Origin of the sequence: Melittangium boletus DSM 14713, from assembly GCF_002305855.1 — a bacterium.
Taxonomy (GTDB): Bacteria; Myxococcota; Myxococcia; order Myxococcales; family Myxococcaceae; genus Cystobacter; species Cystobacter boletus.
Genome location: NZ_CP022163.1, coordinates 5713483 through 5726499, shown reverse-complemented (window position 1 = coordinate 5726499; position 13017 = coordinate 5713483). Strand labels below are relative to the sequence as shown.

At 70.5% G+C, this 13017-nt stretch carries 8 protein-coding genes; 3 read left to right on the top strand and 5 right to left on the bottom strand.

The annotated features are described in order from the left end of the window. Positions 1–82 precede the first annotated feature (82 nt). On the top strand, positions 83–6121 hold the full coding sequence (locus MEBOL_RS24000; protein WP_157775422.1) for a PKD domain-containing protein: 6039 nt from the start codon (positions 83–85) through the stop codon (positions 6119–6121). Here MEBOL_RS24000 and MEBOL_RS23995 read toward each other — a convergent pair. Further along, positions 6018–6347, bottom strand: a complete 330-nt coding sequence (locus MEBOL_RS23995) for a DUF6881 domain-containing protein (protein WP_095979638.1) — start codon at positions 6345–6347, stop codon at positions 6018–6020. The two genes, MEBOL_RS24000 and MEBOL_RS23995, sit on opposite strands and share 104 nt — an antisense overlap. Before the next feature lie 105 nt (positions 6348–6452). Between MEBOL_RS23995 and MEBOL_RS23990 the strand changes: the two genes are divergently transcribed. Both MEBOL_RS23990 and MEBOL_RS23985 read left to right on the top strand, forming a co-directional pair. Beyond that, a complete protein-coding gene (locus tag MEBOL_RS23990) occupies positions 6453–7202 on the top strand; it encodes a LytR/AlgR family response regulator transcription factor (RefSeq protein WP_095979637.1) in 750 nt (249 codons plus the stop codon). 41 nt (positions 7203–7243) lie between these two features. Further along, positions 7244–7837, top strand: a complete 594-nt coding sequence (locus MEBOL_RS23985) for an RDD family protein (RefSeq protein WP_095979636.1) — start codon at positions 7244–7246, stop codon at positions 7835–7837. Between the two features lie 9 nt (positions 7838–7846). Here MEBOL_RS23985 and MEBOL_RS23980 read toward each other — a convergent pair whose 3' ends face one another. The 4 genes from MEBOL_RS23980 to MEBOL_RS23965 form a co-directional block, all read right to left on the bottom strand. Further along, complete coding sequence (locus tag MEBOL_RS23980) at positions 7847–8770, bottom strand: dienelactone hydrolase family protein (RefSeq protein ID WP_157775420.1); 924 nt, start codon at positions 8768–8770, stop codon at positions 7847–7849. 111 nt (positions 8771–8881) lie between these two features. Next, positions 8882–9976, bottom strand: a complete 1095-nt coding sequence (locus MEBOL_RS23975; RefSeq protein WP_157775418.1) for a GGDEF domain-containing response regulator — start codon at positions 9974–9976, stop codon at positions 8882–8884. Positions 9977–10072: 96 nt separating this feature from the next. Continuing rightward, on the bottom strand, positions 10073–11560 hold the full coding sequence (locus tag MEBOL_RS23970; RefSeq protein ID WP_095979633.1) for a glutamate-cysteine ligase family protein: 1488 nt from the start codon (positions 11558–11560) through the stop codon (positions 10073–10075). Positions 11561–11573: 13 nt separating this feature from the next. Further along, the gene (locus MEBOL_RS23965) at positions 11574–12986 is read right to left on the bottom strand and encodes an FAD/NAD(P)-binding protein (RefSeq protein WP_095979632.1); all 1413 of its coding nucleotides are present in this window, start codon (positions 12984–12986) and stop codon (positions 11574–11576) included. Positions 12987–13017: the final 31 nt, after the last annotated feature.

The following is a 13017-nucleotide window of genomic DNA, read 5'->3' as shown; positions in this document are numbered from 1 at the left end:
TGTCTTCTTCTGATCTCCCCACGCGCATGACATGGTCGGTGCGCCTCGCGCGCTCCTCACTCGCGCGGGAGCGGAGAGGATCATGAAACACCGCGCGCTCGCTCATCTCGCTCTGTCCTGCACCCTCCTGTCCGTGGGTGTTGCCTGCCGCGAACCCGAGCAGGCTCCTCCGCCAGCGGCAACGCCCACCGTCGTGTCGGAGTCGCACCCGGAGTCCGGGGTGCCCTTCGATCTGGGTGAGGTCATGCGCCGCGTGCACTTCGCCTACCGGCCCGACGAAGCGGGAGGATGGGCCGCCGGGCATGGCACCTGGTCCGCCCACGCCCATGCCGGGGGACTCACCTTCACGCCCCGCCCCTCGCGCACCCAGACGGGTACGCCGGTGTCCTTCGGTGCGCCGGAGTTCTTCCGGGGCGAGCACCCGCTGGAGTTCCCCGCTGCCCAAGGCGAGGTGCGCGACGATGGCTCGCTGGTGTTCGCGCGCGGCGGGATGGAGACGCGGCTCGCCAACGGCGAGGACGGCGTCGAGCAACACTGGCGCTGGAGGCAAGCCCCTCCGGGAGAGGGCGCGCTGCGGCTGCGAGTCCCGGTCCAGGGTTCGGCCTTCGCGGGCGAGACCGGGCAGGGCGTGCACTACGCGGATGCCTCGGGAGCGGGCGTGCGCTACGGCCAGGTGACCTGGACGGATGCCGCGGGACACCGGACGGAGCTGCGTGCCTTCTCCCGGGGGAACTTCGTGGAGCTGCGGGTCCCCGAGGAGTTGCTGAGCCGGAGTGTCTTTCCCGGCACCCTGTCCGTGCTCGTGTCACCGGAGGTGGGGCTGGACGCGCCGGTGCAGTCCCCACGCGCCCGCTATGGCAGTGGCCACGTCGTGGGCACCGACGGCTCGGGCTACCTCGTGGTCTGGACCGATGAACGCGACCACGACGCGGACCTGTATGGAGCGCGCGTGGGGAGCAATGGCGAAGTGCTCGATCCGCTCGGCTTTCCCATCAGCAGGGCCCCCAACGCCCAGGAGAATCCGGCCATCGCCTTCGATGGAACGAACTACCTCGTGGTCTGGAACGACCTGCGACGGACGGATGGCAGCGACATCTACGGCGCCCGGGTGAGCAAGACTGGAACCGTGCTGGATCCCGCGGGCCTGCCCCTCGCCACCGTCCCCACGCCCCTGCTGTTCCTGCGCCGCCCGGCGCTCGCGTTCGACGGGACGAACTACCTCCTCGCCTGGGAGGAGAACTACCAGGAGGGCAGCCAGCGCGATCTCCGCGCCGTCCGGGTGAATCTGGCGGGGGCGACCGTCGGCAGCCGCATCGTCTTGTCCAACGCGGCCCTGGATCAGACCTCGGTGGCCCTGTCCTTCGACGGGACGAACTACCTGGCCGTCTGGAAGGATGATCGCTCCAGCACGAGCATCATCCACGCCGCGCGTATCTCGTCCACGGGCAACGTGCTCGATCCCTCGAGCATCCCGCTGTCCTCCGGCACCTACACCCGGGGACAGGACAATCCGCGCGTGGCCTTCGATGGAACGAACCACTTCGTCGTCTGGCAGGACGACCGTCAGTCCGGCACCACCGACACCGACCTCTACGCGACCCGGGTCAGCAAGAGCGGTGCCGTGTTGGACCCCGCGGGCCTTCCCTTGATCACGAGGTCGGGTGTCCAGTCCCAGCCCTCGGTCAGCGTCATCGGGAGTCAGTTGCTCCTCGCCTGGGAGGACCACGCCTCGGGAAATGGGAACATCCAAGCGGCTCGGGTCAGCGGCTCCGGCGTCTTGATCGACACGACCCCGGTGACCGTGTGGAACGGTGCGGGTGAGCAGACGAACGTGGTGGTGGCGAGCAATCGCGTCGACTATCTCCTCGCCTGGCAGGACCAGACGAAGACCGCGATCGTCGGCGCCCGCATGAACGCCCAGGGAGGGTTGATCACCCCCACGGGCTTCAACATCAGCCTCGCCGCCAACAACGAGACCGCCTCCGCGGTGGCCTTCGACGGCACCAACTACCTCGCCGTCTGGCAGGACGACCGCAACGGCTCGAGCGACATCTTCGGAGTGCAAGTGAGCCCCTTGGGCGTGCCCCTGACGCCCTCCGGCATCGCCATCGGCACGGGAACGCGGGCGCAGACCCAGCCGGCCGTGGCCTTTGATGGCACCAACTACTTCGTCGTCTGGACGGAGGGGAATGACGGGGACGCGGACATCCGTGGCGCCCGCGTGAGCAAGGCGGGAAACCTGATCGACGCCGTGGCGGTGACGATCTCCGCGCGCGCTGGCACGCAGAAGTCCCCGGCGGTGGCGTTCGACGGCACCAACTACTTCGTCGCCTGGGAAGACACCTTCAACGGCAACCCCGACATCTACGGCACCCGGGTGAACAAGAACGGCGGGCCGCTGGGGAGCGGCCCCCTGGCGGTCTCCACGGCGGCCAATGCCCAGACCCGTCCCTCCATCGCCTTCAACGGCACGAACTACCTGGTGGCCTTCGAGGACACGCGCACCACTGCCGGCAACGCGGACATCTATGCCTCGCGCGTGAGCCCGGCGGGGGCCACCTTGGACCCCACGGGCATCAAGCTCGCCTCGGGAAGTCTCCAGCAGCGCGAGCCGTCCGTGGCCTCCGATGGAACGAACTTCCTGGTCGTCTGGGGCGATGGTGACGACATCGCCGCCACCCGGGTCGGCGCGAACGGGAGCGTCCTCGGCACCGCGTTCAAGGTCTCCTCGGCCCTGGATGCCCAGGTGAATCCCTCGGCCGTGTACGACGGGAAGAACTTCCTGGTCGCCTGGGAAGACTGGCGCGGTGGCGTGGGGAGCGACATCCAGGGCGCGTATGTCTCGACCGCCGGGGTCGTCCAGGAGCCGGAGGGATTCGTCATCTCGGCGAACGCCGCCAACGAAACCGGCGTCGCGCTGGCCTCGGCGGGTCCCAGCCGCGCGCTGGTGCTCTATCAAACGACCGACACGGGCCTCGGACCGAAGACGCAACGGCTCCGGGCGCGGGTGCTGGACGGCCCGCCCACCGCGAATCCCCAGAGCCTCACCACGCCCGAGGATGAAGCCATCGCGATCGTGCTCACGGGAAGCGATACCCAGGGCAAGGCCCTCACCTACGCGATCGCCACTCCGCCCACCCATGGCACGCTCACGGGCACGGCCCCGAACCTCACCTATACGCCCTCGGCCGACTACCACGGGCCCGACAGCTTCACCTTCACCGTCACCAATGGCACGACCGCCTCCGCGCCCGCCACCGTCACGCTCACCGTCACCCCGGTGAACGACGCGCCCCAGGCCTTGGCGCAAGCCCTCACCACCGAGGAGGACACGTCCAAGGCCCTCACGCTCACGGGCTCCGACGTGGATGGCGACAGCCTGGGCTTCACCGTGGTGACGGCGCCCGAGCACGGCACGCTCGCCGGCACGGCGCCCCACCTCGTCTACACGCCCGCCGCCGACTACCACGGGCCCGACAGCTTCTCCTTCACCGTCTCCGACGGGCAGGTTTCCTCCGAGCCCGCCACCGTCTCCCTCACCGTCACGCCGGTGAACGACGCCCCCGTGGCATGGGCCCAGGCCCTCACCACGGCGGAAGACACGGCCAAGGCCCTCACCCTCACAGGCTCCGACGTGGACGGCGACAGCCTGAGCTTCACCGTGGTGACGGCGCCCGAGCACGGCACGCTCACCGGCACGGCCCCCGCGCTCACCTATACGCCCACGCCGGACTACCACGGCCCGGACAGCTTCACCTTCACCGTCTCCGATGGGCAGGCCACCTCCGCGCCCGCCACCGTCTCCCTCACCATCTACCCGGTGAACGACCGGCCCGTGGCCTCGCCCCAGTCGCTCACCACCGAGGAGGACACGCCCAAGGCCCTCACGCTCACGGGCTCCGACGTGGAGGGAGACCCGCTGGACTTCAACGTGCTGTCGGGGCCCCGTCACGGCACGCTCTCGGGCACGGCGCCGGACCTCGTCTACACGCCCGCGCCGGATTTCCACGGCACGGACAGCTTCACCTTCACCGCCTCCGACGGGCAGGCCACCTCCGCGCCCGCCACGGTCTCCCTCACCGTGACCCCGGTGAACGACGCGCCCCTGGCGTTGGCGCAAGCCCTCACCACCGAGGAGGACACGCCCAAGTCCCTCACCCTCACGGGCTCCGATGTGGACGGCGACAGCTTGAGCTTCACCGTGGTGACTCAGCCCGAGCACGGCACGCTCACCGGCACGGCGCCGGACCTCGTCTACACGCCCGCGCCGGACTTCCACGGCACGGACAGCTTCACCTTCACCGTCTCCGACGGACAGGCCTCGTCCGAGCCCGCCACGGTCTCGCTGACCGTCACCCCCGCGAACGACGCGCCCGTGGCGGCGGACCAGTCGCTCACCACCGAGGAGGACACGCCCAAGTCCCTCACCCTCACGGGCTCCGATGAGGACGGCGACAGCTTGAGCTTCACCGTGATGAAGGGCCCCGAGCACGGCACGCTCACCGGCACGGCACCGGACCTCGTCTACACGCCCGCCGCCGACTTCCACGGCGCGGACTCCTTCACCTTCACCGTGTTCGATGGCCACACCCGGTCCGAGCCCGCGACGGTGTCCCTGACCGTCACGCCGGTGAACGACGCCCCCGTGGCGCGGGCCCAATCCCTCACCACGGAGCGAGGCACGGCCAAGGCCCTCACCCTCACGGGCTCCGATGTGGACGGCGACAGCCTGAGCTTCACCGTGGTGACGCAGCCCGAGCACGGCACGCTCACCGGCACGGCGCCGGACCTCGTCTACACGCCCGAGTCCGGCTACCACGGCGCGGACTCCTTCACCTTCACCGTCTCCGACGGCCAGGCCACCTCCGCGCCCGCCATCGTGTCCCTCGACGTCACGCACGTGAACGAGGCGCCCGTGGCGAACGCGATGGAGCTCACCCTCCCCGCGGGCAACCCCTCGCCCATCTACCTCACGGGCAGCGATTCCGATGGAGGGGAGCTCGCCTTCTCCGTCCTCACCCTTCCCGAGGTGGGCACGCTCACCGGCACGGCGCCGGATCTCGTCTACACGCCGCCCCGGGGCTTCGAGGGCACCACGCACTTCACCTACTCCGTGTCCGACGGCCAGGGAGCCACCTCCGCCGAGGTCCGGCTCACCGTGGCCAAACGCTCGCTCACCGTCAGCGCCGCCGTGGACTCCCGCCGTCCCGAGCAGGGGCAGAGCGTGCGCTTCTACGCCAACGCCATCGATGAAGCCGGAGCGCCCATCACCTTGAAGTGGGACTTCGGCGACGGAAACACCTCCGAGGAGGAGCTGCCCCTGCATGCCTTCTCCGCCCCGGGCGTCTACATGGTCCACCTCACGGCCACCACCGAGACCGAGGAGGCCACCACGGCCCTGCGGCTCCGGGTGCGCGGCGCGGACACATGGGTGCTCGCTCCAGACGGGGCCGCGTCGTCCGTCGTCGAGGCGGAGGAGGGCTCGGCGCTCGCCTTCCGCGTCGACGAGTCCGCCACGCCCCTCACCTACACCTGGGACTTCGGCGACGGCACCGCCCCCGCCGAGGGACCCACCGCCCGCCACGCCTGGGCGGAGAATGGCCTCTACACCGTCACGGTGATCGCCTCCGGCCCCCAGGGGATTTCGTGGGTGGGCATGCGTCCTGTCCGCGTCCACAACGCCTGGCCCGTGCCCCTGCCCCAGGACCGGGTGATCGCGCACAAGGGCGAGCCGCTCACCGTGAAGCTCGCCGCCACGGACGCGGCGGCGGTGAATGATCCGCTCCGGTGGGAGCTGCTCAGCACGGACGGCGCGCTCTCCGCGGACGGAACCTTCGAGTGGCGGCCCAACCGCTACGGGCTCATCACCGTCATCACCCGGGTCATCGACGATGACGGAGACGAGGCACGCCTGGCGTTCCAGCTCGCCATGGAGGAGGAAGAGCCCCAGGGCTGTGGCTGCGGCGCGACGGGTGATGCCTCCGGCGCGTTCGGGTTCGTCGCGTTGCTGCTGACGCTCAGGGCCCGGGGGTTCTCCCGTGGGACCTCAGGACGGACTTCCAGTAATCGGTGCCGCCCGACTTGCGCCGCGCCCAGTGGTGCTCGAACTCCTCGCGCGTGAGCACCGTGGGATCGAAGGCCATTTCCTTGGCCACATCGTCCAACCCCGGGATGCGCACACAGGCCAGTTGCGTCTCATGGGCCTCTTGCGCATCCGCGAAGCCCACCCGGCCATCCCGGTAGACGTCGACTTTTCGCTGCTCCCAGCCGGCGTCGTCGTGCTCGCTCAACAGCAGGACGGGGAAGTCCTGGCCCGGGTGCAACCACCTGACCGCTGAATACCTCATGCCCGCGCTCTCTCCTGAGAGGCGGAGCGTACCGCGTTCGAGGCACCCGCTGGCAAGCGTGCGCGACTCCCCCGGGAGCCAGGAGGTGGCCTACACTTCCAGCGCGTGAGTCCTCCCCTGCGCGTCCTCATCGCCGACGACGAACTCGTCGCCCGCAAGCGCCTCGCGCGTCTGGTGGCGGCCCTGCCCGGCATCACCGTGTGCGGCGAGGCCTCCGATGGAGCCGCCGTGCTCGACATGGTGCGCGCGGGCGGCGTGGACGTGGTGTTGCTCGACATCCACATGCCCGGGCTCAGCGGCCTGGACGCGCTCGCGCTGCTGCCCCCGAGTGGCCCCCACGTCATCTTCGTCACCGCGCACGCGGACCACGCGGTGGAGGCCTTCGAGCACGGCGCCGTGGACTATGTGCTCAAGCCCGTGGAGGCCTCGCGCCTGCAGAAGGCCCTGGAGCGGGTGCGCGCCCGGCTCTCGCCTCCGGCAGAGGCCTCCGCCAGGCCCCTGGACCGGCTGCCCATTCCCACCCGCCAGGGCATCGTCCTCGTGGCGCCGGAGGCCATCTCCCACGCCACGCTCGAGGACGAGCTCGTCACCGTCTTCACCACCCAGGGCGACTACCTCACCGACTTCTCCTTGCAGGAGCTGGTGGAGCGCCTGCCCACCGAGGGCTTCCACCGCGTGCACCGCCGCGCCCTGCTCAACCTCGCCCACGTCACCCGGCTGGAGCCCCTGGAGACGGGGGGCTACCTGGCGCGGACGGGGCGCGGACACACCGTGGAGGTGAGCCGCCAATCCGCCCGGGAGCTGCGACGGAGGCTGGGCCTGCGCCGAGGGGGCGAGGAGGAGTCCGGGGGCTGAGACCTTGATGAGCCAAGGGCTCCACTGCGAATATCCGGTGCATGTCCCAGCCCATGTCCATGGACTCCGAGCCTCGGGGGGCGCAGTGCGCCATCCATCCCGAGCGCTCCGCCGCCACCATCTGCAACCGATGTGGCAACTACGCCTGCGAGCTGTGTTTCCAGGTGGGCGCGGACCGGCAGGACTACTGCACCGACTGCCTGCCACGCACCGAGCCCCAATTGGCCACCCGCTCGAGCCGGCTGGGCGCGGTCATGGTGGATCAGCTCTTCGTGGTGCTCCCCATGTTCGTGGGAATCCTCCTGGGCACCGCGGTGGACAAGGACTGGGGCGCGATCCTGTTCGGAGGGGGGGCGCTCGTGTTCGTCCTCTGCTACCAGCTCTACGTGCTCCTCGAGCACGCACAGACGTTCGGCAAGCGGATGGTCGGCATCAAGGTGGTGCGCATGGATGGAAGCCCCGTGGGACTCGGCCGGCTCCTCGTGCTGCGCAACGTCGTCCCGGCGATCATCGGCTCGGCCACGTGCAACGTCTTCAACCTCGTCGACTCGCTCGTCATCTTCGCCGAGCCGAGCCGCTGCCTGCACGACTACATCGCGGACACGAAGGTCATCCACGTGGGCAAGGACGCCTGAGGCGCGGGCTCAGGGCGTGAGCTCGAAGGCGCGCTGGAAGAAGGCCACCAGGGCCTTGCGCGACTCCAGGGCCGACTCGGGAGAAGGCACCAGGTCCACCGCGCCGCCCTGGCCCCGATGCGCGTAGGGATCCTCGATCTGACGGGCCGGCTCCAGCCGATCCCACCCATGCGTCGCCCCGGGGTAGACGGTCAGGGTCAGGTTCCTGCTGTCCGCGTGGCTCAGGCTGTCGATCAGCGCCCGGCAGGAATCGGGCGCGTCGTACGTGTCCGCCGTGCCCGCCTGGATGAAGACGGGGGCTCCGGTGAGATCCCCGAACGCATAGCCGGGCACGCGGTTGTACACCCAACACACCGGGTAGAGGGGCGCATGGGCCACGAAGTGCTGGCCCGCCTCGGCCCGGGCGGCGTTCTCCCGGGTGGCGGTCAGCATCGACATCACCCCGCCCCATGAGAACCCCATGATGCCGATGCGCGAGGCGTCAATGGCGGGGTGGGCGGACAGGAACTTCAAGGCGCCGTAGGCGTCGGGCAGCGTCTCGGAGACGGCCTGGGGCCGCCCCTCCGCGCCCCCGGACAGCCCGCGGGCGGACCACATGTCGATTTCCAACGTGGCGATGCCCGCCTCGTTGAGCGCCCGGGCATAGAAGGCGCCCCGGCTGTCCACGCCGCCCGAGCCATGGGCGATGACCACCGCGGGAAGCCGCTCCGAGGCCCCCTGGGGCACGCTCAACTGTCCCGCCACCTGCACGGGCGTGGGCGAGCCCAGCGCCGGGAAGGACACGAAGGAGCGGGAGGCCACGGGTGTCTGGATGACGAGCTCTTCCTGGGAAGCGGAGGAGGACTCTCGCGGGGCGGACGCCGACGAGCAGGCGCTCAGCGCGGCGGCGAGCGACAGGCGGGTCAACCAGGACATCACGGTGGGCATCTGCATGCTCTTGGCTCCCAGGGGCCGCACATATGCGTCCGCCCCCCCTGGGAGACAACCCCCCCTACGGGGAGTCCCTCCGCCCGTGTCGACAACCGGGCGGAAGCGTCGGTTTCTTCAGCCCTTGGGGGCCACGAAGATGCGGTTGGGTCCGGCCGCCTTGGACGCGCGCAGCGCCCGCTCGGCCGCGGAGACCAGGTCCTGCTCGGTCCGGGCCTGATCCGGAAACACGGCCACGCCGGCGCTCACCGTCACCGCGCCCACCGCGGCGCCGGTGCCCTCCGGGAAGTCCAGCTCCTCCACCGCCTTGCGCAGCCGCTCCGCGTAGTGCAGGGCCCGCTCCACGTCCGCGTTGCAGAGCACCACGCCGAACACGTCCCAGTCGTACCGGGCGGCGATCTCCGACGAGTTGTCGCTGCGCGCGTGGGTGACGGGGTCCTCCATCAGATCCGTCACCAACTGCGCCACGCGGCGCAGCAGCTTGTCGCCCTCGGCGTAGCCCCGGGTGAGGTTGAGGTGGCGGAAGCCGTCGATGTCGATGAGCAACAGCACCAGCTTCTGCTCGCGGCGCCGCGCGCTCAACAGGCCGGCGCTCAGCGCCTCCTGGAAGTAGCGGTGGTTGTAGAGCCCCGTCAGGCCATCGCGGAACGCCAGGCGCTCGCTCTCGGGGATGAGCGACTGGGAGGCGGCGCGGGACTCGGGCGAGCGGGGCTCGACCGTCTTGATGCGCGTGCTCGACAGGGACGAGCGGCCCGTGGCGGGCTTGTGCGCGGGACGCAGCCCCAGCTGCTCCTTGAGCTCGTGCACCATCTTGTCGCGGATGGCCACCAGGGCGGCGTTGTGCACCGCCTGTCCCACCGTGTTCTTGAGCTCCTGCTCGGTGAAGGGCTTGGTGAGGAAGTGGTTCACCCGCGCTTCATTGATGGCTTTCTGGGCGTCCTCCAGCTTCTGGGATGCCGTCACCAGGATGCGCGCGGCATGGGGTTGGAGTTCGGAGACGCGCTTGAGGAGATCCACCCCCATGAGCCCGTCTCCGAGGTTTTGATCCGATACGACCGCGTGCAGTTGCTCCCGCTGAAGCACTTCGAGCGCTTCCTCAGCGGACCTGGCGAGAAAGACGGTGAAGTCCTTGCTCAGGTAGTACTGCATCAGGGCCAGCATCGTCCGGTTGTCCTCAACGACGAGGACCTTCGCAGCAACAGGCTCACTCACCAGGGCACACCAACGCAACGAGGGGCATGCAAGAGGTGCCGAGCGTCGCAAAGGTGCGGGGCTGGTCGCAAGGGTCGAAGCGACAAGGACGTCATTTCAGTCCCAAGGCCACTCGTGGACCGGCCTGCCGGACGCCGCGAGGGACAGGTAGCGCTCCAACAAGGCCCCCAGGGCGTCGGCCCGGGGCATGTGGGCTTCCAGGCGAGCCAACATCTTCCGCTGCCAGCGTGCGCCGGTACACCCGGCGCGCAACCGGGCCTGGATGACGCCGAGCAGGGCGTTCGCCTCGTCGGGCTCCACCCCCGCTCCCAGCAACCCCTCGCGCGCCACGGGCAGTAGCCGTTCCACCAGGACCGGCGCGGGGACTGGCCGCGGGGGCGAGAGGTGGCTTTCCGGCCACAACAGCATCGCGTCCAGGCCCTCGCGGGCCGCGCGCAGGAAGTTCTGTTGGGCGTAGGCGAAGGGCATGGCGGGCAGCAGCGCGTCCACCTGACCGCTCAGGCCCAGGGTGAGCCCCAGCAACAACGCCCCGTTGGCCAGCATGTCCTCCACCGTGGGGCCCGCGGGCAGCGCGCGCATCTCGATGCGGACATGGCCTCCGTCGGACGGGTCGTAGACGGCCCGGTTCCACGCCCAGACCGTCCCCTGGTGCAGCCTCAGTTCGTCCAACCGGGGAACGCCCCCCTGGGCGACCACCTCCAGGGGTGATTCCCGACCCACCACGGGCAGCAGCGGTGCGTGCAGCGCCACCGACTCGGCGAACAGCTCCCAGGCACCCTCGCGCACCCACCCATGCCCGAAGGTGACGCGCCCGGGCCGGGGCGCATCGGGGGACACCTCGCCCCGGTCATCCACCGCCTGCCGGAAGAGCGCCACGCGCGTTTCGTCCCACAACCGCCGCCCCAGGAGGAAGGGCGAGTTGCCACTCACCGCCAACACCGGCGCCGTCACCAACTGGCAGGCGTTGTACAGGCGCGCGAAGTCCGCCGGGTTGGTGCGCAGGTGGTACTGCAACGAGGTGTTGGCCCCCTCCAGCGAGACGTCGTCCCACTCCTCGGAGAAGAAATCCTCCCCCTTGATGACGATGCGCATCGGCGCCTCGCCCCGGTTGCGGCGCAGCGAGGTCGCCATGGCCCGGTAGCGCGGCAGGGCCGTGAGCGCTCCCGGACCCAGGTCCGCCTCGCGCAGCGTGGGGAGGATGCCCGTCACCGCCACGCGCGCGCCCTTCGTGGCCGCCGCGCGCCGCACCTCCGCGAGCGCGCTCTCGAGCTCCGCGCGCATCGCCGTGAAGGGGCGTCCCGCGAAGGGGCCGGGCCGCAGGTTGCACTCGAGGTTGAAGCGGCCGATCTCCACCGTCACCCGGGGATCCTTCGTCTGGCCGAGCACGTCCAGGTTGATCGGCAGCGGCCGGCCATGGGCGTCCACGAGGAACATCTCCAGCTCGGCGCCGAGCGAGTGCGGCCCCACCCCGAAGCCCGGCCGTGAAAGCACCTCGCGCAGTGCCACGAGGCATTCGGCGAGCCGCTGGCTGAACCGTCCGTACTCCTCGTCCGCGAAGGTCTCCGTGTGGATTTGAAGGCCCATGAGGTGTCCTCACCTAAGACAAGGGGAGCGTGGCGGCGGGGGCGGACAGGCCGGGGCGCGGCGTGAACTCGCGCGCCAGCCGCAGCGACAGGGAGGCGGCCTGCGCGCGGAGCTCCGGCACGGCGGTGCTCTCCCACAGCTCGCCCCGGCGCAGGGGTCCCAGCGCGAAGAGCCCGTCGGACACGCGGCCCCGCGCGTCGAGCAGCGCGCCCTCCCCGTCCGTGGCCAGACCGAGCCCCAGCGCGTCCATCCGGGCGAGTCCGGAGCCGAGCATCGTGCGCAGCAGCGGATGGCCCCGGCCCAGGGACGCATCCGGACCCGTGCAGTTGATGACGTGCTGGACGCGCAGGGACGTCTCGTGCGCGGCGCCCCGGGGCCGGACCCGTGCGTCCACCCAGTGCTCGTCCAACGGGCGGAAGCCCCGCACCCGCGCCGCGTGGATGCGCAGCACGCCGGTGCGCTGGAGCTGCCGCAGGGTCTCGTTCACCGCGGGGGCCATGCGGTGGCGGTGCACGTCCCAGAAGGCGCGCAGGTGGCGCAGGAAGCGGCGCCGCTCCTCGGGGGACAGATCCCTCCAGAGCGAGGCCGTCACGGGCCGCAAACCATCCACGACCCCCCGCCAGTCCTCCGGAGCGCGCGCGACCTCGCGCCGCAATGTCCTGAGCAGGGAGCGGACATGGCGGGGCGCGGAGAAGTCCGGGACGCCGGCCACGGCGCCAGGGCGGTGCACCTGGGGAAGCAAGCCATGCCGGGACAAGGCGTGGATGCGGCCTTCATGGTGGCGCTCGGCCAGCGAGAGCACCGTGTCCACCATCGTCAGGCCCGTGCCCACGAGCAGCACCGGGTGGTGGGGTTGGATGCCGTCCAGGGCACCCGGAGCCCAGGGCGAGCGGATGTAGCGGGGACTCGAGAAGAGCCCTCCGTCCTCCACCGGGAGATCCGCGGGCTGGGCGTTGCCCACCGCCAGCACCACCCGGAGCGCCTCGAGCCGCGAGCCCTCGGCGAGCTCCACCTGGAAGCCGCCCCCTTCCACCCGGGACAAGGAGACGGCCTCTCCCTTCAGGAGCTCCAGGCTCACCCCCGGCGCCGCGTGCCTGCGGGCCGTGCGCAGCACCGCCTCGAGGTACTGGCCGTAGCGCCGACGCTGGACGAAGTCACAGGCCGCCGTGTCCGGGGCCACGCGGCGCATCCAGCGCAGGAAATGCTCGGGGTCTTCCGCGAAGGCACTCATCTTCCCCGCGGGAACGTTGAGCAGATGACTGGAAGCGCGCGTGGAATAGGCCAGACCCGGACCCGTCCGGCTCGACCGCTCCAGAAGCGCCACCCGCAGGGGGCCCGAGGCGCTCTTCAAGAGCTGGACCGCCAGCAACGTCCCACTCGCCCCGCCCCCTACCACCAGGACGTCCCACCGCCGCTCGGATCTCACATCATCAGTCTAAGTCTCGGGGTCAGGGTGC